A 24,838-nucleotide genomic window follows, 5' to 3' on the forward strand; every position below is an offset into this window, starting at 1 on the left:
CCTGCCGGCCATCTCCCCCTCAAGGGGGGAGATTAGCGCTCCAACCAATTGACAGCCCCTTCCCATCCTCTCATAAAACCGCCGTTAATGTTCTCAGGGCGGGGTGAAAGTCCCCACCGGCGGTAAGGGTTTCGACCCAAGCCCGCGAGCGCCTTTCGGCAACGAGAGGGTCAGCAGATCCGGTGTGATTCCGGAGCCGACGGTTACAGTCCGGATGGAAGAGAACGAAACGGAAGACGGACCGCTCGCGCGGGCCGGGTTTCGTATCGTGCGTCCTGATTCTGGTTCGAAACGGAAGGATGGACCCATGAATCAGCATACCCCAAGAAACCATGAAACCCGCCGCATCGCCGTCATTCGGGCGCGATGGCACGCCGATATCGTCGACCAGTGCGTGCAAGCCTTCGAAGCAGAGCTTGCCGTGCTCGGCTTTGACGTCGATGTCTTCGACGTGCCGGGCGCCTATGAAATCCCGCTGCACGCCAAGACGCTGGCCGAGACCGGCCGCTATGCGGCGATCCTCGGCACCGCCTTCATCGTCAATGGCGGCATCTATCGCCACGACTTCGTCGCGGGCGCCGTGCTGGACGGCATGATGAACGTGCAGCTTGCGACCGGCGTGCCGGTGCTGTCGGCGGTGCTCACGCCGCACAACTATCATGACAGCGCCGAGCATCACCGCTTCTTCCACCAGCATTTCATCGTGAAGGGCAAGGAAGCGGCGAAAGCCTGCGTCGAGACCCTCGCCGCGCGCGCAAGACTCGCTGCCTGAGGAAGCCGCCGGGCGGGGAAGCCCGCCCGGCACTCTTCGGCCCGGCTCAAGCGGTTCAGCGTTTCACAGAACCGCGGAACCGCTCTAAATCTGTGTTTTTACGCAATTCCACGGAGCCCCTACGCACTTTTCCTAGAATTGCTCTACAGCTTCAGGTCGAAGTTGATCTTGAAAGTGTGGCCCTGGGCTTCCTTGGCGATCAGGCCGGAATAGGAGGCGCCCAGCGTTGCCTTGGGCGACAGGAACACATCGAAGCCGGCTTCCAGCGCTAACGCATCCCTGGCGATCGGCACGCCGGCGCTGGCGAAGGACGCCCCGGTGTTGAAGGTAAGCGTCGTCGCCGGTTGGACATCGCCATAGGCATGCTGCCAGCCGAGCATACCATGCAAGGCGGTCATGCCCGTTCCGAGCCGGGTCGAGGCGCGCAGGCCAAGGGTCGAGAAGGTGTTTTCGCTCGAGGCTCCCTGGCTGGTCAAAGCCGAGGTGGTGCCGCCGGTCTCGGCGAAACCATCCGTGTCGAGATGGACATAGGCCAGATTGGCGAAGGGTTCGAACGCGCCGAGGCTTGTGTCGAGCTTGTAGGCGAGCTCGCTGAAAGCCTGCGCCGTCTCGGCCCTGTAGCCCGCCGACAACGACTCGCTGAAGGCCGGGAAGACGACATTGCGCCGGATGTCGATGTCGTGCCAGCCGTAGACCGCGCCGGCACGGAAGCCGAGAGCTCCCCATTGCGTGCCGGCATAGAGGCCGAGATCGTAATTGTCGCTGGAGCCGGAGGAAGCACGGTTGGTGACGTCGAAATTGGTGCGGCTGTAGCCGCCGAGTACGCCCAGCCGCCAGCTCGCGAGCGGAATGTCGGCGCCGCCGACGAAGCCCGCGGTCGTGCGGTCGAAGCCGGCGGCATCACCCGAGCCGCTCACATTGCCGGTCATGGCAAGCGCTTCGCTCCAGATCACGATGCCGTCGGCCGTGGCGGGCGCGGCATGCAGGCCACTGGCGTCGATGGCGGCGGTGGTCAGGGACACGTCATCCGCATCGAAGGCCGAGCGGAGCCGGCGGTTTGCCGAATCCCGCGCGAAGCGGCTGTCGTCGACAAGCGCGCCCATGATGTCGGCATGGACTTCGCCGGAAAGCGCGTTCCCGTAGGGACGCAGATAGCGATAGAAGCCGACGGCCTCCTCGTCGGGATTCCCCTCCAGCGCTTCCCGGTTGAGGATGTACATCGACCAACCGTCCTTGGTCATGTTGAAGGACAGACCCTCGACTTCCTGCTCGCTGTCGAGCTTCAGATTGCCCAGATTCTCGACTTCGCCGGTCTTCAGGTTCGCTCGGTAGATGATCTTGTCGTCATTGTCGGTGGAAAAATACATCCAGCCGTCGAGCAGCTTGCCGCCCTGGGCCTGGTCGATCGTGTGGGATAGCGGGATGTATTCCTTAAAACTCCAATCCGAGAGATTGTATACAGCTATCTCCGTCGCGTTTTCATAGGCCATGCCATAGCCGAGGCCGTTCTTGGCATCGACGGCGACCCAGCTGGCGATGTCGTGGATGCCGTGCGGCGGATTGAGCGCGAAAGCCTGGCCGGTGAAGCTCAGGTCGCTGGCGCGGTAGACCGCGAAGACCGGATTCTCGTATTTGCCGCCGGTGACCGGATCGCGGTTGCTGGAGTCGAGCGAGATGTAGAGATAGCCGTCGGCGTAATCGATGTCACCGATGTGGTTGAGCCCGATGTCGGAGTATTGAGACGGCAGCTTGAGGACATTCGGGATCGCCGGCGAGACCTGGAGGCTGGGGTTATAGCTCTTGTCGGTGCGCTCCAGCACATTGGTGCCGGAGAAATACCAGTTCGTTCCGTCCGTCGTCACACCCTGCTGCTTGGCGACGATCGCGTCGCCCGTGAAGGTCGTCTTCTCGACCATAATCCACGGTTCGACGGCAAAGGCCGGCGCCGATGTCATAACGAGAGCTCCGGACGCAATAAGGCAGGAGGCCATGACTTTGGGGATCCAAGCCATTGCCGTTTGCCTCGCGGCGGCCTGGCTGGCGCGGAAAATCATCGTGGAGGACATTCTGTCGCGTTCCTGTTGTATGGCTCGTCGACAAAATTGCGCGCACGACATCGGGCGACGACGGGAAGCGCCGCCGGCGATGTCAGAAGCCCAGATTTTTGTGGTTCTTCAGGTGCGGTTGCGCGGTATTTTGTCGATCGGCTCTGGCTGCTTGTTCAACGGTGTGCTTACTAGGAGGCGCACGTGACAATCATATGAATAATGTGAATAGTATGAAGATTAACGCAAGCCGTTCCCGGATGCTCCTGATGACGCCGTTCATGGCCGGCTCGTCGCATACCGGTCTGCATGGCAGGCTGCTCAACGAGATCGGCCAAAGCATCGTCAGCGGCGAATTCACACCCGGCGACCAGCTGCCGAACGGCGATGACTGGAGCGCCTCCTATGGCGCCAGCCGCACCTGCCTGCGCGAAGTCATCAAGGTTCTCGCCGGCAAGGGCATGGTGGAGATGCGTCCGCGAACGGGAACGCGGGTGCGCCCGCGCCGGGACTGGAATTTCCTCGATCCGGACGTGCTGATGTGGCGGTTCGGGGCGCGGGCGACGGCCGAGGATGCGCGCTCGCTGTTCGAGTTGCGCCGTGCGATCGAGCCGATGGCCGGGGCGTTGGCGGCGGAGCGCGCCACATCCGAGCAAGTAGCCGAGCTGTGGGCAATCCTGGACGAGATGGAAAAGGCCGGCGATGACGGCGAACGCTTTGCCATCCCTGACCTCGCCTTCCATCAGTCCATCCTGCACATGTCCGGAAACGAGATGATCGGCTCGCTGGCTGCCTTGATCGAGACGGCGCTGATCATCAGCTTCCGGCTTTCGGACGACAATCCGGCTGGACAAAGCCATTCGCTGAGGCTGCATCAGGAAATCGCCGAGAACATCGGGAAGCGTGATCCGGCAGCCACCAGCAAGGCGCTGATCGCCTTGCTGGATGGCGCTGAAGAGGACGTACGGCTTTCGCTCGCGGCCAGGCAGGGCAGCCGGCAGTAGCGCCTGCGCGCCTCCTACAGGCTGTAACAAGAATTGCGCCTCGCAAGTCTCCGGGCTGTTGCGGTCGGGCGGAAATCCGGCCAGAAGCAACGGGGCCGCCCGACGATCGGGCGGCCTTTTCAAACACGGGCTCGAACCAGATACGGGAGACTAGTCGTTGGCTCGCATCACACTGAGACAATTGCTCGACCATGCCGCAGAACAGGGCTATGGCGTGCCTGCCTTCAACATGAACAACATGGAACAGGGCCTCGCCATCATGGAGGCGGCCGAGGAGACCAAGTCGCCGGTCATCCTGCAGGCCAGCCGCGGCGCGCGCGCCTACGCAAATGACGTGGTGCTGGCCAAGCTGATCGACGCGCTGGTCGAGATCCATCCCGACATCCCGGTCTGCATGCATCTCGACCACGGCAACAACGAAGCGACCTGCGTGACCGCGATCCAGTACGGCTTCACCTCGGTGATGATGGACGGCTCGCTGAAGGAAGACGGCAAGTCGCCGGCCGACTATGCGTATAATTCCGGTATCACGCGCCGCGTCGTCGACATGGCGCATTGGGGCGGTGTTTCGGTGGAAGGCGAGATCGGCGTGCTCGGCTCGCTGGAAAGCGGCGGCGGCGAGCAGGAGGACGGCCACGGCGTCGAAGGCGCGATCAGCCACGACCAGCTTTTGACCGATCCGGTGCAGGCGGTGGAGTTCGTCAAGGACACGCATGTCGATGCGCTGGCGGTGGCCATGGGCACCAGCCACGGCGCTTATAAATTCTCGCGCAAGCCGGATGGCGCGGTGCTGGCGATGAACGTGATCGAGGAGATCCACCGCCGCCTGCCCAACATGCATCTGGTCATGCACGGCTCGTCCTCGGTGCCGGAGGATCTGCAGGAGATCATCAACAAATACGGCGGCCAGATGAAGCCGACCTGGGGCGTGCCGGTGGAAGAGATCCAGCGCGGCATCAAGCATGGCGTGCGCAAGATCAACATCGACACCGACAACCGTATGGCGCTCACCGGCGCGATCCGCAAAGTGCTGACCGAAAACCCGTCGGAGTTCGATCCGCGCAAGTATCTGACGCCGGCGATGGCGGCGATGAAGAAGCTCTGCAAGGAGCGCTTCGAGCAGTTCGGCACCGCCGGCAATGCGCCGAAGATCAAGCCGATCCCGCTGGCCGACATGGCCAAGCGTTACAAGTCCGGCAGCCTCGATCCGAAATTCGGCTGAGCCGCCGTTTGCCCGCGGCCGGTGCAATTCCGGTCGCGGGCATCCACCAGAAAAATGCGGCGGAACTTCACGCCGACAAATTGGTTTCCGCTCACAGACCTTCCACACCCGTTCAAAGGGAAGGAGCAGATCATGAGCAAGGATCGTGACAGCGAGGGACCGGTCTTTTCCGGCCAAAGTGCCCGTCAGGGCGAGATCATCCTGCGCACGCGCACGCAGCGCATCATCTTCATCGCAGGGCTGGTGGGCATCGTGGCACTGGCGTTGTTGGTCAGCCTCGCCGCCCATTGATGACCGTCCGCCGGGGGCGGCTAAAGGAACAATCCTCAACCCTGCCAGTTGAACGTCTCAAACGCAATCGAGGCGCGGTCTTTCCGCACCGCGCTGGTAAACAGATGTTCGAGCCGCTCTGCTGCGACATGCCGCTTCATCCAACCTGGCCGGATCTCGTCTTGCGGCTGTTGCTGACGCTGCTGGCGGGTTTCGTTATCGGCTTGAACCGCGAGGCGCGCGGCCATTCCGCCGGGCTTCGTACGACCATCCTGGTCGGCCTTGCAGCCTGCGTTGCCATGGTCCAGGCCAATATGCTGCTCGACGTTTCAGGCAAGGGGCCGGACTCGTTCGTGCGCATGGACGTCATGCGCTTCGCGCTCGGCGTGCTCACCGGCGTCGGCTTCATCGGCGGCGGCGCCATCCTGCGGCGCGGCGATCTCGTCACCGGCGTGACCACCGCCGCCACCATGTGGATCATGACCATGATTGGGCTGGCCTTCGGCGGCGGCCAGTATGGTCTCGCCGGAATCGCGACCGTTCTAACGCTGGTGACACTGCAGGCCCTGAAACGGGTCGATCTCAAGATCGCGCGCGATCACAAGGCGATCCTTTCGGTGTCATGGCCGAAGAGTTCGCCGCCCGACATTGGGGGCATCGTACGGCCGCTCGGCTACGACGCACGCTTCGTCGGCGTGGAACACGATCGCGACGGCAACCGCTTCGTTTTTTCCTTCAATGTCCAATGGAAGCAGCCCGACGCGGTCGAGCCTTCGACGGACGTGCTGGCGGTGATCGCCCAGCACTGCGCGATCGAGCGCTTCGAAGTGATCGGCGAGAAGCCGTTCTAGAGACAACGCCTCATTTCGCCTGGATTAGCCACACATCCCTCGCGGTGAACCGTGTTCATTTTTCTCTTGAACAGCGTTCAAGATGTGCTATGGTGCGGATATGAACACTGTTCATATAGGAAATGCGACTGGTCGGGAGGAGTCGTCAGCGCTGTGCTGGAAGCACTCGGTCCACGCAATGACCATTGTATCCGGCCTGAAACAAGCCGGCGCCGACCTGAACTAACCTTGAAACGAAAGGATCATATCGATGCTCGCCGACAGCCATGCTCGCAATTGTTCAAGCGCCCGGACAGTCTGGAGACCCGTCTCCGACAGACGCTACGAGGCGCCAAGAACAAGAAGCAAATGGATTGGACTGAACTGCGGTAACGAACTTTAACCCCTGCCCGATAAACAAGGCTCAAACCGAGCAAGTCACCGCACAATCCGATCGGATTGCCTGTCGGTCTTGCCCAATGGAAATTGCCATGAACACCCATCTTATGATGTCTAGGCGCTTCGCGCCGCTCTTCTGGACGCAATTCCTCTCGGCCTTCAACGACAATTTCTTGAAGAACACGCTGGTGTTCCTCATTCTGTTCACGCTTGCCGCCGATCAGGCGGCGTCGCTGGTGACGCTGGCAGGCGCCGTGTTCATGGCGCCCTTCCTGCTTTTGTCAGCCCTGGGCGGCGAGATCGCCGACCGTTTCGACAAGGCGCTGATCGCCAAGCGGCTGAAATTCGCCGAGATCGCCGCGGCGGGAGTCTCCGTCGTCGGCATCGCGCTGTCGTCGATCCCCGTGCTGATGACGGCGCTCTTGATGTTCGGCGTCATCTCGGCGCTGTTCGGGCCGATCAAATACGGCATCCTGCCCGATCACCTCGAGCGCAGGGAACTACCCAAGGCCAACGCCTGGATCGAGTCGGCCACCTTCGCCGCCATCCTCGGCGGCACCATAGCCGGCGGCGTTGTCTCGGCCGACGGCATCGGCGTCGCGGTGTTCGGACCGATCATGATGGCGTTGGCCGTCGGCTGCTGGCTCGTCAGCCGCTATATCCCCTCCACCGGTTCGGCCGCGCCCGACCTTGCCATCGACAAGAACATCTTCCGCTCGACCTGGCGCCAGGTCTCGGAGTTGCGCACCGACACGCGTATCTGGCGCGCCGGCCTGATGACCTCGTGGTTCTGGTTGATCGGCGCCATCGTGCTGTCGATCCAGCCGACGCTGATCAAGGAGCAGCTCGGCGGCAACGAGATCGCGGTCACCGCCTATCTCGCCGTGTTCGCTGTCTCGATCGCCATCGGCTCGGCCATTGCCGCCTGGATGTCGCAGGGCCGTATCGTGCTCTTGCCAGCGCCCGTCGGTACGGCGCTCATGGCGCTGTTCGGTTTGCATCTCGCCTGGACCATCTCAAGCATGACGCCTTCGCCGAAGGCCGAAACACTTGCCCTTTTCTTCGCCGGGCCGAACACCATCCGCGTCGCCATCGACCTCGCCGGCATGGCCATTGCCGCCGCCTTCCTGGTGGTGCCGACCTTCGCCGCCGTGCAGGCCTGGTCGCCCGAGGCGCGCCGCGCCCGCGTCGTCGCAGCGGTCAGCATCGTCAATGCCGGCTTCATGACGGTCGGCGGCATTCTCGTCGCCCTGATCCAGACGAAGGTCTCCACCGGCGGTATCCTGTTCGGCCTCGTTATCGCCAATGCGATCGCCGCCTGGCTGATGCTGAAATACCTGCCGACCAATCCGTTCCGCGATTTCGTCTCCATCCTGTTCCGCGCTTTCCTGCGGCTTGAAGTGGAAGGCCTCGATAACCTCAAGGCGGCCGGCAAGGCGCCGATCCTGGCGCTCAACCATGTCAGCTTCCTCGACGGCCCGCTGGCGCTGACGCTGACCGACGAGGAGCCGGTCTTCGCCATCGACTATACGATCGCGCAGGCCTGGTGGATGAAGCCGTTCATGAAGCTTGCGCGGGCGCTGCCGCTCAATCCGGCCAAGCCGATGTCGACGCGCACGCTGATCAAGGTCGTGCAGGGCGGCGATCCGCTGGTCATCTTCCCCGAAGGACGCATCACCGTCACCGGCGGCCTGATGAAGGTCTATGACGGCGCCGCCATGGTTGCCGACAAGACCGGATCGATGGTGGTGCCGGTGCGCATCGAAGGGCTGGAGAAGAGCTACTTCTCGCGGCTGTCCTCGCAGCATGTGCGCCGTCGCCTGTTCCCGAAGGTCAAGGTCACCATCCTTGAGCCGGTGAAGCTCGAGGTTTCGCCGGAATTGAAGGGCCGCCAGCGCCGCGCCGCCGCCGGTTCGGCGCTCTACCAGGTGATGTCGGACCTCGTCTTCCGCACCCAGGACATCGACAAGACGGTGCTGCAGAAGATCATCGAGACGGCGCATGAGCGCGGCATGAAGGAGCTTGCCGTCGAAGATCCGGTCACCGGGTCGCTGAACTACGGCAAGCTGCTGACGGCCGCCGCCGTGCTCGGCGAGAAGTTCGAACATCTCTACCCCGATCAGCAGACGCTGGGCATCATGCTGCCCAATGCCAATGGCGCCTGCGCAGCCCTGCTCGGCGTCATGTCGGCGGGCAAGGTGCCGGCGATGATCAACTTCACCGCCGGTGCTGCCAACATCCTGTCGGCCTGCAAGGCGGCCGAGGTGCGCACTGTGCTGACGTCCCGCGCTTTCATCGACCAGGCAAAGCTCGGACCCGTGGTCGAGGAAATCGGCAAATCGGTCGACATCGTCTGGCTCGACGATCTGCGCAAGACCATCGGCATCAAGGACAAGCTGCTCGGCCTGGTGCGCAAGTCGACGCCACGTGTGGCGCGCAAGCCGGACGATGCGGCGGCGATCCTGTTCACGTCGGGCTCGGAAGGCACGCCTAAGGGCGTGGTGCTGACCCACCGCAACATACTGGCCAACGCCGCCCAGGCCGCCTCGCGCATCGACTTTCACTCGGGCGACAAGGTATTCAACGTGCTGCCGATCTTCCACTCCTTCGGCATGACGGCGGGCACGGTGCTGCCGCTGATCTCGGGCGTGCCGGTCTATTTCTACCCCTCGCCGCTGCATTACCGCATCGTGCCGGAACTGATCTATGCCTCGAACGCGACGATCATCTTCGGCACCGATACGTTCCTCGCCGGCTATGCCCGCACAGCGCATCCTTACGACTTCCGCTCGGTGCGCTACTGCTTTGCCGGCGCCGAACCGGTGAAGGCCGCGACCCGCCAGACCTATATGGAGAAGTTCGGGTTGCGCATCCTGGAAGGCTATGGCGTGACCGAAACCGCGCCGGTGATCGCCATCAACACCCCGATGTACAACAAGGCGGGCAGCGTCGGCAAAATCATGCCCGGCATGGAATACCGGCTGGACCCGGTGCCGGGCGTCGAGGAAGGCGGGCGGCTGTTCGTTCGCGGCCCCAACGTCATGGCCGGCTATTTGCGCGCCGAGAACCCTGGCGTGATCGAGCCGCTGGCCGATGGCTGGCACGATACCGGCGACGTCGTCACGATCGACGATGGCGGCTTCATCTCGATCCGTGGCCGCGCCAAGCGCTTTGCCAAGATCGCCGGCGAGATGGTCTCGCTGGCTTCGGTCGAGGCGCTGGCCGGTGAATTGTGGAAGGGCTCGCTGTCGGCCGTCGCCACGCTGCCCGATGCCCGCAAGGGCGAGAAGCTGATCCTGATCACCGAGGCCGCCGGCGCCACGCGCGCGGACTTCCTCGCCTTCGCCAAGGCCAGCGGCGCCATGGACCTGATGGTGCCGGCCGAAGTGCGCGTCGTGCCCAAGGTGCCGGTGCTCGGCTCCGGCAAGCTCGACTTCGCCGGCGTCGTCAGGATGGTGCGCGGCGAGGACGAGCTGAAGGTCAAGGCTGCCTGATCCGGCCACAAGACAGGCTGGCGCCAGCGCCGGCGTGTTCATCAAATCTCTGCCGTTGCGGTTGCATCGGCTCTGCCGTTGCGTCTCAATCCCGCGAAAGACGGGAGCCCGCGCAGCGGGACCATGAACCGGAGGAGGAAACAATGCACGGCCACCATGTCAGCGTCGCCGATGGCGAAGCCTTCCTGTCCGCCTCGCGGATGCTGTTCGGCCCGATCACCCAGCGCTTTTCGCGCGGCGAGGCGCGCGTCGCAGGTATGCGCCTCTTGTCGGACATGCGGGGAGCTCAGTTGCTCACCCGCAAGCCGACATAGCAGGCGAAGCTTCTACATGTTAGCCGCTGTCGGCCGCACGATCACTTCATTGACGTCGACGCCATCCGGTTGATCGAGAGCAAAGCGGATCGCCCGCGCTATGGCGTCCGGTGTGAGCGACTTCTGCCGCCAATCCTTCAGAGCCGCAGCGATCTGCGGATCGCTGATGTCGTCGCCGAGCTCGGTCGCGGTCACGCCGGGCGAGATGATCGTCGCGCGGATGTCGTCATGCTCCTGGCGCAACCCTTCGGTGATCGCCCACACCGCATATTTCGTGCCGCAATAGACCGCGGCGGTCGGCAGCACGATGTGGGCGCCGACCGAAGCGACATTGACGATGTGCCCGTTCCGCTGCGCGACGAAACGTGGCAGCACCGCCGCGATCCCGTTCAGCACACCGAAGATGTTGACGTTTATCATGCGCGACCACTCATCCCGCTTCAGCGCCGCAAGCGGCGACAGCGGCATGACGCCGGCATTGTTGACCAGCGCATCGATCTGTCCGAATTCCGCGTAGGCGGCATCGGCGAACGCATCGAAGCTAGCTGCATCCGTTACATCAAGTTCGCGCCAAACGACGCCGTGGCCGACTTCCTCGGCCAGTGCCTTCAGACGCTCGCTGCGTCGGGCCCCGATGAACAGTCTTGCCCCCGCCGCGGCGAGTTCGCGAACCGTCGCTTCGCCGATGCCGCTCGAGGCTCCGGTGATGAGCACAACCTTGTCTTTCAGTCCCGTCATGATCGTTCCTTTTTTGGTTTGCGGTGACGGGGTGGAAAATGGCGCCACACAGACGGAAGGCGGTAGCGTGATCGTCCAAAGAGTTTGCACGATCCTCCAAAGGAATCGACGAGCCTTGCAACATCGCGCGCGATGAAGATTTATGCGGCATGGAGAAAATCAACGAACTGGCACAGCTGATCACGCGGCTTGGGCCGAACTCGGGCATGGTGGGCACTGCAGTGCCACGACTGACGCTTATTCGCGCCAATCATCCCAGCGCGCCGATACCGGCCGTTTATGAAGCCTCGCTTTGCATAATCGCCCAAGGGTCTAAGCGTATGTCGCTGGCCGACCAAAGCGTGGTCTACGATGCGTCGAGCTATCTTCTCGTGTCGGTAGACCTGCCTCTGGTCGGCCATGTCCTCGAGGCCAGCCCGGCTGCGCCATACCTTTGCTGCAAGATCGACTTCAACCCCGCGACACTTGCCGACCTGCTTTTGACGGAACGGCGTGCTTCTCCCGAAAGAGACTTGCCTGTGCTTGCGGTCTATCCGAGCGACCCGGACCTGATCGATGCCGCCTGCCGGCTGGTGAAGCTGCTCGATCGCCCCGAAACCATCGATGTTCTGGCGCCGCTCATCGAGCGTGAGATCCTTTACCGGTTGCTCACCGGGCCGCACGGCGCGACGCTTCGTCAGATAGGGTCCGCCAACAGCCACCTGAACCAGGTCAGCCGCGCCATCGCCACCATTCGCAACGGTTTCCACGGGCAATTGAGGATCGACGAGATTGCCGCGGCATCAGGGATGAGCGCGTCGTCGCTGCACGCTCACTTCAAGGCGATCACGCGCATGACCCCGCTGGAATATCAAAAGCAGCTGCGCCTGCAGGAAGCGCGCAGGCTGATGCTTGCCGACGGGGCCAACGCCGGGTCGGCCGGGTTCGCGGTTGGCTATGACAGCCCCTCCCAGTTCAGCCGCGAATATCGACGGCTTTTCGGTGTGCCGCCCCGCCAAGACATCGAGCGGCTGCAGAAGATACCGGACTCGGCTACAGCCTATTGAGCCCCGCCGTAGCCGGGCCACCCCAAATTGATCTTGCTGAATTGCGGCCCAGGCCACAGCGCGCGAGCAACTCTTCCCGCACCCCAGCCCTCACGCCGACTTCAGCACCGTGAACGGCCGTGCCGCCGGCTTGATCTGGAAACTCGTCGCCGGCATGGGGCGGCCGACGTGGTAGCCCTGGACCTTGTCGATGCCGAATTCGCGCATCAGCGTCATCTGCTCTTCGGTTTCCACGCCTTCGACCAGGATCTGGTGGCCGCGGTTGCGGACGAGCGCGATGATGTCCTGGAGCATCGCCATGCCCTTGGCGGTGCCGCAGTCGTGCAGGAAGGAGCGGTCGATCTTGACCGTATCGAAATCGATCAGGCGCAGCCACGACAGGCCGGCGAAGCCGGTGCCGAAATCATCGAGCCATATCCTGATGCCCAGGGTTTTGAGGTCGCTGATGCAGCGCAGGATGTCGGAGTCCATCTCCAGCTCGCGCCCTTCAGTGATCTCGAAGGCCAGCCTGCTGCCGGGCACGCCGGTCTCGCCCAGAATGGCCGCGACGGACGTTGCGAAGCCGGGCGCCTTGAGCTGGACCGGCGAGACGTTGACGCTGACGACACGGAAATCGTCATGTGCCTGCAGATCGGTGCAGACAGTTCTTATCGCCCAGCGCCCGAGCTCCAGTATGGCGCCTGTGCGTTCGGCGACGGGAATGAACAGGCTCGGCGGAACCAACACGCCGTCGAGCATTTTGAGGCGCATCAGCGCCTCGACAGCCTCATACCGTCCGGACGCTACATCCTGGATCGGTTGGTAGACCAACGAAACGAGATTGCGTTCGATGGCGATTTTCAACAGAGCCGCGATATTCTCGCTCTCGTCGCCGCTCTGCGGGTCGGTCGGATCGAACAGCCGCGCGCAATTGCGACCGCTTGCCTTTGCCAGATAAAGCGCCCGATCGGCCTCGTGGATAATCTTCTCCAGTTTGGCCCCGGCCTGTGCCCTGGTGAACGCCGCGCCTACGCTTGCCGTCACGATCGAGATGCCATCGCGGCGCAACTCGTGAATGAGCTCCAGATTCTCGACCGTGCGGCAAATGGCTTCGGCAAGTTCGGTGACACGCTCCTTGCCGTCCATGCGGGCGAGCACAATGAACTCTTCACCGCCATAGCGGCCGATCGAGCCATCATATTGCTTGACCAGATCGCTCAGAGCGTTGGCGACATGGATCAGGCAACGGTCGCCTTCCTGATGGCCGTAACAGTCGTTGAACTTCTTGAAGAAATCCACATCGATGAGGATCGCGGCAAAACGGCTGCCCTGCTTTTGCCAGTCGCTCCAGTAATCGCGCAGCTTCTCGTCGATCGCGCGCCGGTTCTCCAGACCGGTGAGCGGGTCCGTCCGCGATAGCCGCAGCAAGGCCTTGCCGCGCTCGGTGGCTTCCTTGTGCTGGATCTTGGCTTCGAGCGCGTTCAGGAAGACGTTGTAGCGTTCTTCATTCAGCTTCCAGTTCACATATGACGTAAATGTAAAACAGGAAACGTAGAACGTTCCGAACACCATCTTGTATGTCAGCGATGCCGGAACAAAATAATTCACGATGTACAAAATACACAGGATGATCGTCGACGTTATGATTGACAGCTTGAAGCTGAACGTGAAGAAAAGATTGGCACTCATCATGAAGATAGTGCCGAACACCATGTAGTAAGCGACGCTTTGCTTGTCCGCACCCATGGATGCGGGCCACAGCCAGCCGATATAGCCGAAGATGATGGCCGCCGCACATGTCAGGTTAAGCCATTTGGTCGCGACCCCGCGGCGAAGTTGTGCTTCCAGGATCAACAGCGCGGTGAGGCCGACGGCGAAACGCGCCGCGATCGTATGGGCTGCCACGTCCGGTATCAGCAGCAGGTCCGACGCCGAAAACAGGACATAAATGACAACGGCGATCCAAAGCCCCGGCCTGGCTTCCGCCCGGCGCTTCCCTTGGGCTTCCGTATGGTAAAGCGCGCGGAGCTCATCCGAGCCCGGCCCATGGCGCGGCTCGTAGGGCTCCACGTCCACATCGGGCAATCTGGATGACGCGCGTTCATTGGCAATAGCCCCCGGTTCAGGGGTTTTGCGCTCCGCAAGCTCTTTTCTGGCTTCTGCCCCCACTCGGGCCTGCTCCTCGGGACAACGATTTGCCACGCAATAAAATGCAATGGCGCAAGACAAGTTTGCGTTAACTCGAACGAGAAATCCGACATGCGAGATCTCTAATAAGCCGACATGGTTTACGCGAAATTAATCATAACGGTAAAATCCCGATGAGACACCGTTGGCAAACGTGGCATTCTACGCAATAAATTAAGAGAACTTAACCATGGAGCATCCGGTGCAAACTGTCTTTGATGGCAAAAGTCTCATTACTGCCAAGATGATTGCCGGCACTCTCCATCGAGGAAAGCCCGAGCATCACGGCGAGGCCTTCCAAATCGCTCGCGCGGAGCTGGCGCTTATTCTGCAGACCACACAGCAGCAGATCGAACAGCAGAAGGATCCGGCCGAGACCGTCCGTCGCCTGCTGTCGATCCTCAACGCGCTGCGCTCCAGGGTGCATCCCGATGTCTGGCAAGCCTTGATCCCGGTGGCGCAGAGCCATGCGATCCTGCAGTATTTTCTCCAGGATCCGCTCACGCACTGGTCTTTCACCAAGCCCCGGGGTTATTCCGGCGACGCGCAGCTGCTCGACTTCATCTACTGCGACCCGCACGTGGCCGACGACGTGGCAAACGCCTCGGAGATTGGCAAAGCCCTCTATAGTCATACACAGAATGTGCCGTCTTGCGTCGCGGCGCGCGAACGGCGCGACCTGTTGACCCGATATGTCGATGAGACCGCGACAAGGCACGGACCAGAAGCCGAGGTGCTGGCCATCGCGGCCGGACATCTGCGCGAGGCCAATCGTTCTGAAGCACTCGCCGAGGGCCGTCTCAAGCGGTGGGTTGCGCTCGACCAGGATCCGCAGAGCGTTGGATTGATCGCGCGCGACTTCCAGGGCACGGCGGTCGAGGCAGTCGACGGATCGGTGCGCACCGTGCTGACCAGAGGCCACAAGATGGGCAAGTTCGACCTCATCTACGCCTCCGGCCTCTACGACTACCTGGCGCATAACGTCGCGGTGAAGCTGACGAAGACCTGCCTGCAGATGCTGAAGCCCGGCGGCAGGTTCCTGTTCGCCAACTACGCCGACGGCACCCCTGACGCCGGCTACCGCGAAACCTTCATGGACTGGGTGCTGCTGCTGCGCTCGGAAGCCGACATGTGGAACATCGTCAATGCCAGCGTCGACCGCAACACCGTCGAAGCACAGGTGTTCTTCGGCGAAAACCGCAACGTGCTCTACGCAGTGATCGAAAAGCGCGCATAAGACCGCTCCGAATTCAGCCGGCATGATCGATCAGGCGCGCGCCTCATAACGGGCGCGCCTGAACTTTTTCGGGCGCCTCACATCGTCACTACGATCTTGCCGAATTGCTCGCCCGATTCCAGGAAACGATGCGCCTCGACGATCTCGTCGAACGGAAAGGTCCTGGCGATCAGCGGCGTCAGCGCGCCGGATACAAGCCCTTCGAGGATGAAAGTCTTGGCGGCTTCCAGCCGGGCCGGATCGCCGGTGATTTCGTGGACGAGATAGCCGCGCAGGGTCAGCGTCTTGGCCAGCACTTCGAACAGCGGGAATGGCGTCGGCTCGGGGCTGAGGCCGCCATATTCGATGAGCATGCCGCCGCGCGCCATCGCCGCGGTCAGCGGCGTGAAGATCGGGCCGCCGACGGCATCGAGGACGACACGCACGCCTTGTGGCGCGACCGCCTTCAGCCGCGCCTCGATATCCTCCTCCTGCGCTGCAACGACATGGGCTGCGCCGGAGTTCAGCAACGCGTCCTTCTTGGCCGATGTCCGGGTGACGGCGATCGGCACGGCGCCGATCAAGTTTGCGATCTGGACGGCGGCCAGCCCGACGCTGCTCGAGGCGGCAGTGATGACCACAGGTTCACCAGGGCCGAGACCGGCGATATCAACCAGCGCACCATAGGCGGTGAGGTACTGCATCCATGTCGCCGCCGCCGCCTCGAAGCCGAGTGCCGCCGGATGCTTGACGACGAGCTCGGCCGGAAAGATGACGCGTTCGCCATAGGCCGGCCAGCGCGCCATCGAACGCGGCGGAATGATGCTGACCGCATCGCCCGGCGCGAGCCCATCAACACCCACGCCGAGCGCCTCGACAATGCCCGCCGCTTCGAGGCCGAGGCCCGACGGCAGCGCCGGTGTCTCGATATAGGTGCCCCTGCGCATCAAGGCCTCGGCGCGGTTCAGGCCAAGCGCCTTGACGCCGATTTGCACTTCGCCAGTTCCAGGCGGAGGGACCTCGACATCCTCGATGCGCAACACTTCCGGCCCACCATGGCGGTGAAAACGAACAACCCTTGTCATTTCTTCAACTCCAAATCCAAACGGTGGAATTGACTATGCAGGCGACCATAAGGAGGATAAATCACGCGGCGGGCAGAACAGTAGAAACCATTGGTTTTCAATATGGATCGCCTCGAAAGCATGGAAGTGTTCGTCCGGGCCGTCGATCTCGGCTCCTTCGCGGCCGCTGCAGCGGCGCTCGACCTATCGGGCCCGATGGTCGGCAAGCATGTGCGCTTTCTGGAAGAGCGCCTCGGCATGCGATTGCTCAACCGCACGACGCGCCGGCAGAGCCTGACCGATTTCGGACGTGCCTATTACGAGCGCTGCCGGATCGTGCTGGCGGAGGCGGACGCCGCGGACGCGCTGGCCGCCGACCAGTTGTCCGAGCCGCGCGGCAAGCTGCGCGTGACGATGCCGGCGCATTTCGGCCGGCATTGCGTGACGCCGATCCTGCTGGAACTGGCCCGGCGCCATCCGACGCTGGAGTTGGACCTGTCGCTCAGCGACCGTTTCGCCGACCTCGTCGAGGACGGCTTCGACCTGGCGATCCGCACCGGCGCGCTGGACGACAGGGCCGGCATCATCGCGCGGCGCGTGGCGCGCCAGCGCATGATCGTCTGCGCCGCGCCCGCCTATGTCGAAAGATTCGGACAGCCCCTCCACCTGGAGGATATCGCCAACCATCAGGCGATCCTCTACCGCCGGCTCGGCCAGATGCTGCAGCCATGGCTGTTTCCGCGCGACGACCGCTCCGTCAGCGAGATCGCGCCCGTCGGCAGGCTGCGGCTCGACGACCTCGACGCCATCGCCGATGCCGCGACCGAGGGCATGGGGCTGGCCTGGCTGCCCTACTGGCTGGTGCGCCAGCGGATCGAAGCGGGCGCGCTCATCCGCCTGCTGCAGGACCGGCCGGACTATCTCTACGACTGCCATACGCTGTGGCTGCAGACGCCGCATCTGCCGCTGAAGGTGCGGCTGGCCGTCGACGCGCTGGCGGCGGGATTGCCGAAGCTGATGAGCTGAGAGCCGTCAGGCCGACTTCAGCCTTCGCATCACACCAAGCCGCATCAGCCCCTTTGGCAGGAACAGCATCGCCAGGACCTTGACCTTGAGCACATCGATGCCGTTGGCCGAGGCCGCCATCTCATCGTCGCGCACAGCGATCAACGCCAGCCCGTAACGCGAACCCATCAGCGCGCGGATGGCCAAAGCGGTGGCCACGGCGCATCTCAAGCTGCCCTTCACGGCGATCGGCACCGAACTCAGCATCGGCGTCGATGGGACACCGGTGCGAGCCGTCGTCGCGCCGATGCCGTTCTTCGATCCGGAAGGCTCCCGCCTGCGGGCTTAAAGCGCTTGTCTAACGCTGTCCGCCCGAGGCGGTGATGCGCTCGCCGGTGAGCCAGGCGGACTGGTCGGAAGCCAGGAACACGGCAACACGGGCAATGTCGTCGGGTTGCCCCACCCGGCCCATCGGCAGTGTGGCGCCGATTGTCCTGGCAGCCTCGCCCGGGATGCCGGCCATGGCGAGGCCTTCGGTTTCGGTCATGCCGGGAGCGATCGCATTGACCCTGATCCTGCGCCCGGCGAGCTCATTGGCGAGGGCCTTGGTGATGGTGTCGACCGCGCTTTTCGACGCCGAATACACGACCGAATTGGGCACCGGATTGGCGCTCGAAATGGTGCTCAGGTTGATCACGCTGCCGCCGTTCCCATCGAAGGCCTTTGCCGCTTCCTGCGTGGTCAGAAGAATGCCGAGTACGTTGGTATCGAACTGACGATGGAACTCGGCTTCGGTCACGTCCTCTAGCGGCGCGAACCGGTAGACGCCGGCATTGTTGACCAGGATGGCCGGTATGCCGAATGTGGCTTTCGTCTCCGCGAAAAGCCGTTTTACATCCGCGCCTTTGCTGACGTCGGCCTGGATGGCGATGGCCTTGCCGCCGTCGCGTAGAATGTCGCCGACCACCTTGTCGGCATCGTCCTTGCTGGACGCGTAATTGACCACGACCGCGGCGCCGGCTTTGGCGAACTGCCGCGCGATCGCAGCACCTATACCCTTCGAGGCGCCCGTCACGATCGCCACCTTGCTCTCCAGTTCACCCATCATCTTTCTCCTTTTTGCCGTGCGAACGCCGCGGATCGGCGTGTTGATCGACAAGTAGACCATGCGCAGGAAAGCCAGTAGCGAAGTCAGACGCATATGATATATACGCAATCCGTATGAATGATCGGCTCCAGCAACTTGCAATTTTCGTCCGCGCGGTGGAGACCGGCAGCTTCTCCAAGGTGGGGCGCGAGTTCGGGCTGTCGCAGCCTTCCGTGTCGCGCACGGTCGCGGCGCTGGAAGAGCGGCTTGGCGTCAAGCTGCTGACCAGGACCACACGCCAACTGTCGCTGACCGATGCCGGCGAAGCGCTGCTTTCGCGCGCACGCGAGGCGCTTGCCGGGATTGAGGAGGCGGAGAATGCCGCGCGCGGAGCGGACCGGCTGTCCGGCATGTTGCGCGTGACCATGCCGCCGACATTCGGCGTCAGGCAGATCGTTCCGCTGCTGCCGGCATTTCTTGAAAGGCATCCGGATGTCAGGATCGACCTGATGATGTCCGACCGCTACGAGAACCTGATCGCCGAAGGCGCCGACATGGCGCTTCGCCTCGGCAACCAGCCGGACTCGAGCTTCGTAACGCGCAAGCTTGCCGAGACGCGCCGCCTGTTCGTGGCGTCGCCTGCCTATATTGCCCGCCACGGCACACCCGAGAAGCTTGCCGATTTACGCGAGCATCACGTCATCAGCAGTCCGGGCGATGACGGCCAGCAGCACTGGACCGGGCGCCGCAACGGCGCCAAGGAAGTGCAGCCGGTCGCACCGCGCGTCCTCACTCGTTCGGCCATGGCCGCGGTCACCAGCGCCAGCGCCGGCCTCGGCATCACAATCGCCTCGACATGGATGTGCGCCGATGAATTGGCTTCAGGCAGCCTGGCGGAGGTTCTTGCCGACTATCAGCTCGAACCGATGACGGCTTATGCGGTCTTTCCGGCCGGGCGCCGGCTGTCGCAAAAGGCTCGCGCCTTCAGCGATTACCTGCAGAAGGCGCTGATGAGCGACGCCTGATCGTCTGCGTGGGCTTCGGTCAGCCGAGATTGATCCAAGCCGTCTTGAGGTCGGTGCATTTCTCGATGGCATGCAGCGACTTGTCGCGGCCGAAGCCGGATTGCTGACGCGATCCTGGTGCTCGACAACGTCTTCATCCCCTGGGAGGACGTGCTGGTGCTGCGCGACGCGCAAAAAATCCTGTCCTTCCATCCGGCGTCTGGCTTCATGCATGGCTATTGCTTCCAGGGCTGCACGCGCTTTGCCGTCAAGCTCGACTTCCTCGCAGGGACTGCTCGCCAAGGCGCTGCGCGCCACCGGCGGCGATGCCTTTCGCGGCAACCAGGCGGCGCTCGGTGAGGTGATCGCGCTGCGCCACATGTTCTGGAGCTTTTCCAACGCCATGGCGCATAACCCCATCCCCTGGGCGAATGGCCGCGCGCTGGCAGACCATGCCGTCCGGCATGCCGGCGCTGCTCGACGCCATCGTCTCCTTCGATTGCGAGATCGGCGCGGTCAACAAGGTCGGCACGCACAATGTGATGTTCGGCCGCGTCGTCGACATCCGCCACGGCAGCGACGAAGCGGCGCTGCTCCATGTCGGCCGCAACTACATGCAGCCGAGCGCGCTGGGGAGCTTTGGAGGGTGATGGACGCCCTTTGCCTTCTCCCTTGTGGGAGAAGGTGGATCGGCGCGCAGCGCCGAGACGGATGAGGGGTGTTCCAGCGGAGTGAGGCGGCGATTTCGAACGCATTGCCAAGCTGGAGCACCCCTCATCCGACCTCGCTTCGCGAGGCCACCTTCTCCCACAAGGGGCAGGGCTGTCCGGGGAAAGTTATTCATATATGAAGGCCATCTGATTGGGGGAGGATCGGTCTCTTGGTCGGCTCGGATTGACCGGCGGCGGCTTGTCGATGGCGTGTATTTTTCGCCGCCCGAACAAGTATTGGGCGACCATCTCTGTGAACCTCAGGATTGGAATGGCGACGCAGCGGGTGCGCGCGACGATGCGCAGCAGTGCATAGGCCATCATTGCCGCGAAGAGCTGCAGGCGGATTGCATTGGCGTTATTGCCCAGGAACTTGCGGATATTGAGGTGCTGCTTGATCCAGCGGAACAGAAGCTCGATTTGCCAGCGGCCTTTGTAGAGCTGCCCGATCTCGACTGCGGAGCGCTCCAGGTCGTTGGTCAAAAGCATGATGGTGTCGCCCTGCTCGCGCTGAATGCGCAGGCGCCGCAGGCGCATCGGCAGCTTGCAAACGCCCTTGCTGACCAGGCTCACCTCACTGTCTTCCAGGACCAGGAAGCCGTCGCCCTGCGGCTCGGCTATGGGGCGATTGCACACCTGCGCCAGCCCCATGTTGGTCTTGGGCCGCGTCACGAAGACCGACCCGGCCTCGGCGATCGCCGTCCACCAGCCATAGTGGCAATAGCCCTTGTCGAACACATAGGTCGCCGCGGGTTCGATGGTGATCCGGCGGCCGATCTGGGCGTCGTTGACGTTGGCGTCGGTGATGTCGAGGACGCGCGGATGGTCGGCCTTCGGGTCATAGACGACATGCACCTTCATGCCGCGGATGCGGCCGTTCGACTTGGCCCAGTCGCACAGCTTGCCGAGTGGAATGGGGGTCGAGTCGATCAGCCGCAGCATGTCTTGGCCCTCTTGCCGCGTCTGTCGGTCGAGCAGGCCCGCCACAAGGCTGAAGGCCTCGGCAAAGATGGCGACCGGACGCCGTCTGTTGGCGTCCGACAAGGTCGAACGCATCAGCGGACCGCTGCCCAGGTGGTAATGGTGCTGGCGGTTGGCGTTCCAGCCGGCCTCCAGGCCGCGCAGACCGCTGCTGCCGCAGAACTGGGCATAGATCAGCACCACCAGATGATCCCAGCTCCTGAACGATTTGTCGTAGGCATCCCCGTCGTGGCGATCCACAATTGCCTGGAATTGACGGCGATCGACGGCTTCAAGAAGCTGCCCGAAGATGCTAGGTGCAAAGCGCATGCCCCGTTCCTTTTCTGAGTCTCGACAACCAGAGAAAAGACGGACAAACCCCGTTTTACGGGGCATGCACATGCGGCATTTCGATTCACTCAAAACTTTCCCCGGACAGCCCTGCACAAGGGGAGAAGGAAGAAGCGCTCAGCCTTCCGTCGATTCCGACTGGATCAGGCTCTCCAGCATGTCGAGCAGGCGCTCGTGCTCCTCGGCGCCGTAGCGCTGCTCGATCGCCTCGTAGATGGCGACGCGCTCGGGCGAAAGCTCCTCAATCAACGCCACGCCGGCCGGACTTATGGCAAGCAAAGCGCGGCGGCCGTCGTCCTTGACCTTGTTGCGGCTGATGAACTCGCGCTCTTCCATCGCCTTGATGATGCGGGTGAGGCTGGGCGGCAGGATCGAGGCGCGGTTGGCAAGCTCGGTCGCCTCCAGCGGCCCTGTTTCGGCCAGCACCCGCAGCACGCGCCACTGCTGCTCGGTGATGTCGTGGCGGGCAAGCATCGGCCGGAAATGCGCCATGATCACTTCGCGGGCACGCAGAAGCGCCATCGGCAAGGATCGGCGGGTGCTGGTCGGCAGCAAGGTCGGTCTCCAGGGAATTGCGAGTGCGACTCGCAACGCTATTCAAATCGAAGCTATATCCGCGATTTTGCCGGGGCGGCAATCCCGGCATCCATGTTGTACCGCAGGCAGAGAACGACGCTTGACATTCCGCCATCAAGTGGAGGAACGCCGTGCCGCACATGGCGATCGAATATTCCGCGAATCTCGACGCCAAGGTCGACATTGGCGAGCTCTGCGCGCTGGTGTCACGCATCATCCTCGCCAGCGGCCTGTTCGAGCCGGGCGCGATCAGGGTACGCGCCTTCCGCGCCGAGGCCTATGCGATCGCCGACCGCCTGCCCGAGAACGGCTTCATCGACATGAATTTCCGCATCGGCAAGGGCCGCAGCGAAGCGGAAAAGAAAAGCGCCGGTGAAGCGATCTTTGCAGCGGTGACAGATCATCTCTCATCGCTGTTTGCGACGCCGTATTTCGCGCTGTCGCTGGAGATCCGCGAAATCGACGCCGAGCTCAGTTGGAAGAAGAACGCCATCCATCCGCGCCTTCGCAGCAAGTAACCGGGGCAGTGGGTAATCGGGGCGGCAAGTGAGCGCGGAGCCGATCAAATAGGACCTGAGGGACCCGCAGCGCCAGACGCTGTGGGGCGCGCCGGCGCCGAAAAGCTGGTTCGAGGAAGGCAGTGTGTTTGCAGGCGTGAAGCCGCGTCCGTCCGACCTGGCGGCATCGCCGATCGTGGCGCCATGATTCACACGGAGTTTCCAGCATGAGCACGGCGCGCCTCGCCACCTTCACCGTCGCCGGCAAGACGCGCTACGGTGCGGTCACCGACAAGGGCGTCGTCGACCTTTCGGCGCGCCACGCTCAGTGGCCAACGCTGCGCGAAGTGATCGAGGCTGGTGCGTTGCAACGGCTGGCGGAAGATGCGGTGGCTTTCGCCGCCGACTTCCCGGTCGAGGATATCGCCTACGAAATCCCGATCCCCTCTCCGGAAAAAATCATCCGCGTCGGCGTCAATTATCCGGACCGCAACGAGGAGTACAAGGACGGACAGGGCAGCGCCCTCCAACCCGTCGCTGTTCATCCGCTTTCCGCGCTCCTTCGTCGGCCATGGCGCGCCGCTGGTGCGGCCACCGGAATCACCGCAGCTCGACTATGAGGGGGAGATCGTCATCGTCATCGGCAAGGGCGGCCGCCGCATCGCCGAGGCCGATGCGCTTGGCCATATCGCGGCGCTTTCGCTGTGCAATGAAGGCACGATCCGCGACTGGGTGCGCCACGCCAAGTTCAACGTCACGCAAGGCAAGAATTTCGACCGCACCGGTTCGATCGGCCCGTGGCTTGTGCCGTACACCGATGAGGCGCAGATCGCCGACATTGCGCTGACCACGCGGGTCAACGGCGAGGTCCGCCAGCAGGACCGCACCGGCCGCATGATCTTTTCGTTCCGCAAGATCATCAACTACATCTCGACCTTCACCACGCTGGCCCCGGGCGATGTGATCGTCACCGGAACGCCGACCGGCGCCGGCGCCCGCTTCGACCCGCCGGTCTGGCTGAAGCCCGGCGATGTGATCGAGGTCGAGGCCGAAGGCATCGGGCTGCTCAGCAATGGTGTCGTCGACGAAGGAGCCCAACGATGATGACCGAAAGCCAAGTCGAGGACGCCGCAAGCAGGCTGTTCGAGGCCGAACGCGAGCGCCGCCAGATCAGGCTGCTCAGCCTCGATTTTCCGCAGGCGACGATGCACGACGCCTATCGCGTGCAGGCCGCGCTGGTGAAGCGGAAGGCCGCATCGGGACGTGCAATCAAGGGCTGGAAGATCGGCCTGACCTCGAAGGCGATGCAGTCGGCGCTGAGCATCGACATCCCGGATTCCGGCATCCTGTTCGACGACATGTTTTTCGAAGATGGCGGCACGGTGCCTGCCGACCGTTTTATCCAGCCGCGCATCGAGGCCGAGATCGCCTTCGTCATGAAGACGCCGCTGGCAGGTCCCGACATTTCGGTCGACGACGTCCTCGACGCCACCGATTACGTCACGCCGGCGCTGGAGATCCTCGACACCCGCATCGAGCGGGCGAACAAGGAGAGCGGCAATATCCGCACCTTCTTCGACACGATCTCAGACAATGCGGCCAATGCCGGCATCGTCGTCGGCGGCCGCAAGGCCGCGCCACGCGAAGCCGACCTGCGCTGGATTGGCGCCATCGTGTCGCGCAATGGCGAAGTCGAGGAGACGGGACTTGGCGCCGGCGTGCTCGACCACCCGGCAAAGGGCATCGTCTGGCTCGCCAACCGGCTGCATCAATATGGCATGCGCATCGAAGCCGGACAGCTCGTGCTCTCGGGTTCCTTCATCCGTCCGGTCGAATGCCGGCATGGCGACGCCATTGTCTCGGATTTCGGTCCATACGGAACGATCCGCATCGGCTTCGCCTGATCGAAGCGATTTCCTCCGCGGTCCTTAAAAGAAAAAGGCCGGGCGCGAAAGCGGCCCGGCCAAGTATGAAGGTCATAACCTTCAGAGGGGAACACCGTCCGGTGCAATGGGAGGAAAACACCGAACGATGCACGATATGTGGGGCCTAAGCGGTGTATTTGCCA

Annotated in this window: 24 protein-coding genes, 3 pseudogenes and 1 riboswitch; of the genes and pseudogenes, 19 read left to right on the forward strand and 8 right to left on the reverse strand. The window is 63.0% G+C overall.

Annotated elements, in window-relative coordinates; all coding sequences use genetic code 11:
- Window positions 1-85: 85 nt before the first annotated feature.
- A riboswitch (FMN riboswitch) is annotated at window positions 86-230 on the forward strand.
- A 77-nt stretch (window positions 231-307) separates the two neighbouring features.
- Window positions 308-772, forward strand: a complete 465-nt coding sequence (locus ACVDG8_RS10345) for a 6,7-dimethyl-8-ribityllumazine synthase (protein ID WP_447254621.1) — start codon at window positions 308-310, stop codon at window positions 770-772.
- Window positions 773-915: 143 nt separating this feature from the next.
- On the opposite strand, the gene ACVDG8_RS10350 is transcribed toward ACVDG8_RS10345, so the two are convergent.
- Window positions 916-2,727 (reverse strand): autotransporter outer membrane beta-barrel domain-containing protein, encoded by a 1,812-nt coding sequence (locus ACVDG8_RS10350; protein ID WP_447254622.1) that lies wholly within the window; start codon window positions 2,725-2,727, stop codon window positions 916-918.
- 34 nt (window positions 2,728-2,761) lie between these two features.
- On the opposite strand from ACVDG8_RS10350, the gene ACVDG8_RS10355 reads away from it, so the two are divergent.
- From ACVDG8_RS10355 to ACVDG8_RS10385, 7 genes are all read left to right on the forward strand, one after another.
- Window positions 2,762-3,025 (forward strand): hypothetical protein, encoded by a 264-nt coding sequence (locus ACVDG8_RS10355; protein ID WP_447254623.1) that lies wholly within the window; start codon window positions 2,762-2,764, stop codon window positions 3,023-3,025.
- 61 nt (window positions 3,026-3,086) lie between these two features.
- Window positions 3,087-3,821 (forward strand): FadR/GntR family transcriptional regulator, encoded by a 735-nt coding sequence (locus ACVDG8_RS10360; RefSeq protein ID WP_447254624.1) that lies wholly within the window; start codon window positions 3,087-3,089, stop codon window positions 3,819-3,821.
- A 157-nt stretch (window positions 3,822-3,978) separates the two neighbouring features.
- Window positions 3,979-5,043, forward strand: a complete 1,065-nt coding sequence (gene fba / locus ACVDG8_RS10365) for a class II fructose-bisphosphate aldolase (protein ID WP_447254625.1) — start codon at window positions 3,979-3,981, stop codon at window positions 5,041-5,043.
- A 132-nt stretch (window positions 5,044-5,175) separates the two neighbouring features.
- Window positions 5,176-5,334, forward strand: coding sequence for a peptide ABC transporter permease (locus ACVDG8_RS10370; RefSeq protein WP_447254626.1), 159 nt, complete (start codon window positions 5,176-5,178; stop codon window positions 5,332-5,334).
- A gap of 104 nt (window positions 5,335-5,438) precedes the next feature.
- Entirely contained in the window at window positions 5,439-6,164 is a 726-nt protein-coding gene (locus tag ACVDG8_RS10375) for an MgtC/SapB family protein (RefSeq protein ID WP_447254627.1), read from the forward strand.
- Between the two features lie 470 nt (window positions 6,165-6,634).
- On the forward strand, window positions 6,635-10,036 hold the full coding sequence (locus ACVDG8_RS10380) for an acyl-[ACP]--phospholipid O-acyltransferase (RefSeq protein WP_447254628.1): 3,402 nt from the start codon (window positions 6,635-6,637) through the stop codon (window positions 10,034-10,036).
- Window positions 10,037-10,179: 143 nt separating this feature from the next.
- Window positions 10,180-10,350: a hypothetical protein gene (locus ACVDG8_RS10385; RefSeq protein ID WP_447254629.1), complete on the forward strand. Its 171-nt coding sequence runs from the start codon at window positions 10,180-10,182 to the stop codon at window positions 10,348-10,350.
- Window positions 10,351-10,362: 12 nt separating this feature from the next.
- Here ACVDG8_RS10385 and ACVDG8_RS10390 read toward each other — a convergent pair whose 3' ends face one another.
- A complete protein-coding gene (locus ACVDG8_RS10390) occupies window positions 10,363-11,088 on the reverse strand; it encodes an SDR family oxidoreductase (protein ID WP_447254630.1) in 726 nt (241 codons plus the stop codon).
- Window positions 11,089-11,237: 149 nt separating this feature from the next.
- On the opposite strand from ACVDG8_RS10390, the gene ACVDG8_RS10395 reads away from it, so the two are divergent.
- On the forward strand, window positions 11,238-12,134 hold the full coding sequence (locus ACVDG8_RS10395) for an AraC family transcriptional regulator (RefSeq protein WP_447254631.1): 897 nt from the start codon (window positions 11,238-11,240) through the stop codon (window positions 12,132-12,134).
- Window positions 12,135-12,224: 90 nt separating this feature from the next.
- Here ACVDG8_RS10395 and ACVDG8_RS10400 read toward each other — a convergent pair whose 3' ends face one another.
- Window positions 12,225-14,183 carry a putative bifunctional diguanylate cyclase/phosphodiesterase gene (locus ACVDG8_RS10400; protein WP_447254632.1) on the reverse strand — a complete coding sequence of 653 codons (1,959 nt, stop codon included), beginning with the start codon at window positions 14,181-14,183 and terminating at the stop codon, window positions 12,225-12,227.
- Between the two features lie 319 nt (window positions 14,184-14,502).
- Between ACVDG8_RS10400 and ACVDG8_RS10405 the strand changes: the two genes are divergently transcribed.
- Window positions 14,503-15,537, forward strand: coding sequence for a class I SAM-dependent methyltransferase (locus ACVDG8_RS10405; RefSeq protein WP_447254633.1), 1,035 nt, complete (start codon window positions 14,503-14,505; stop codon window positions 15,535-15,537).
- Between the two features lie 77 nt (window positions 15,538-15,614).
- Here the strand turns inward: ACVDG8_RS10405 and ACVDG8_RS10410 are convergent, their stop codons facing one another.
- Window positions 15,615-16,601: a zinc-dependent alcohol dehydrogenase family protein gene (locus tag ACVDG8_RS10410; RefSeq protein WP_447254634.1), complete on the reverse strand. Its 987-nt coding sequence runs from the start codon at window positions 16,599-16,601 to the stop codon at window positions 15,615-15,617.
- A 102-nt stretch (window positions 16,602-16,703) separates the two neighbouring features.
- On the opposite strand from ACVDG8_RS10410, the gene ACVDG8_RS10415 reads away from it, so the two are divergent.
- Window positions 16,704-17,606 carry a LysR family transcriptional regulator gene (locus ACVDG8_RS10415; protein ID WP_447254635.1) on the forward strand — a complete coding sequence of 301 codons (903 nt, stop codon included), beginning with the start codon at window positions 16,704-16,706 and terminating at the stop codon, window positions 17,604-17,606.
- A gap of 6 nt (window positions 17,607-17,612) precedes the next feature.
- Here the strand turns inward: ACVDG8_RS10415 and ACVDG8_RS10420 are convergent, their stop codons facing one another.
- Window positions 17,613-17,804 carry an ABC transporter permease subunit gene (locus tag ACVDG8_RS10420; RefSeq protein ID WP_447254636.1) on the reverse strand — a complete coding sequence of 64 codons (192 nt, stop codon included), beginning with the start codon at window positions 17,802-17,804 and terminating at the stop codon, window positions 17,613-17,615.
- On the opposite strand from ACVDG8_RS10420, the gene ACVDG8_RS10425 reads away from it, so the two are divergent.
- Entirely contained in the window at window positions 17,797-17,934 is a 138-nt protein-coding gene (locus tag ACVDG8_RS10425; RefSeq protein ID WP_447254637.1) for a hypothetical protein, read from the forward strand. The two genes, ACVDG8_RS10420 and ACVDG8_RS10425, sit on opposite strands and share 8 nt — an antisense overlap.
- Window positions 17,935-17,943: 9 nt before the next feature.
- Here ACVDG8_RS10425 and ACVDG8_RS10430 read toward each other — a convergent pair whose 3' ends face one another.
- Complete coding sequence (locus tag ACVDG8_RS10430) at window positions 17,944-18,690, reverse strand: SDR family NAD(P)-dependent oxidoreductase (protein WP_447257295.1); 747 nt, start codon at window positions 18,688-18,690, stop codon at window positions 17,944-17,946.
- A 116-nt stretch (window positions 18,691-18,806) separates the two neighbouring features.
- Between ACVDG8_RS10430 and ACVDG8_RS10435 the strand changes: the two genes are divergently transcribed.
- From ACVDG8_RS10435 to ACVDG8_RS10445, 3 genes and pseudogenes are all read left to right on the forward strand, one after another.
- Entirely contained in the window at window positions 18,807-19,697 is an 891-nt protein-coding gene (locus ACVDG8_RS10435) for a LysR family transcriptional regulator (RefSeq protein ID WP_447254638.1), read from the forward strand.
- A 105-nt stretch (window positions 19,698-19,802) separates the two neighbouring features.
- Window positions 19,803-20,121 (forward strand): annotated as a pseudogene (locus ACVDG8_RS10440) (4-hydroxyphenylacetate 3-hydroxylase C-terminal domain-containing protein); the annotation flags it as partial.
- A gap of 19 nt (window positions 20,122-20,140) precedes the next feature.
- Window positions 20,141-20,326, forward strand: a complete 186-nt coding sequence (locus ACVDG8_RS10445; RefSeq protein WP_447257296.1) for a flavin reductase family protein — start codon at window positions 20,141-20,143, stop codon at window positions 20,324-20,326.
- A gap of 186 nt (window positions 20,327-20,512) precedes the next feature.
- Here the strand turns inward: ACVDG8_RS10445 and ACVDG8_RS10450 are convergent, their stop codons facing one another.
- The gene (locus ACVDG8_RS10450) at window positions 20,513-21,676 is read right to left on the reverse strand and encodes an IS4 family transposase (protein ID WP_447253600.1); all 1,164 of its coding nucleotides are present in this window, start codon (window positions 21,674-21,676) and stop codon (window positions 20,513-20,515) included.
- 138 nt (window positions 21,677-21,814) lie between these two features.
- Entirely contained in the window at window positions 21,815-22,219 is a 405-nt protein-coding gene (hpaR, locus tag ACVDG8_RS10455) for a homoprotocatechuate degradation operon regulator HpaR (RefSeq protein WP_447257297.1), read from the reverse strand.
- A gap of 185 nt (window positions 22,220-22,404) precedes the next feature.
- On the opposite strand from hpaR, the gene ACVDG8_RS10460 reads away from it, so the two are divergent.
- The 4 genes and pseudogenes from ACVDG8_RS10460 to hpaH all read left to right on the forward strand — a co-directional run bounded on the left by ACVDG8_RS10460 (window position 22,405) and on the right by hpaH (window position 24,674).
- Window positions 22,405-22,791, forward strand: coding sequence for a 5-carboxymethyl-2-hydroxymuconate isomerase (locus ACVDG8_RS10460; RefSeq protein ID WP_447254639.1), 387 nt, complete (start codon window positions 22,405-22,407; stop codon window positions 22,789-22,791).
- A gap of 52 nt (window positions 22,792-22,843) precedes the next feature.
- Window positions 22,844-22,978, forward strand: a pseudogene (locus ACVDG8_RS10465) (3,4-dihydroxyphenylacetate 2,3-dioxygenase); the annotation flags it as partial.
- A 19-nt stretch (window positions 22,979-22,997) separates the two neighbouring features.
- A pseudogene (locus tag ACVDG8_RS10470) lies at window positions 22,998-23,874 on the forward strand (fumarylacetoacetate hydrolase family protein).
- Entirely contained in the window at window positions 23,871-24,674 is an 804-nt protein-coding gene (gene hpaH / locus ACVDG8_RS10475) for a 2-oxo-hept-4-ene-1,7-dioate hydratase (RefSeq protein ID WP_447254640.1), read from the forward strand. Before ACVDG8_RS10470 ends, hpaH begins: the two are co-directional and overlap by 4 nt.
- Window positions 24,675-24,838 lie beyond the last annotated feature (164 nt).

It is taken from the genome of Mesorhizobium sp. ORM8.1 (assembly GCF_053005525.2).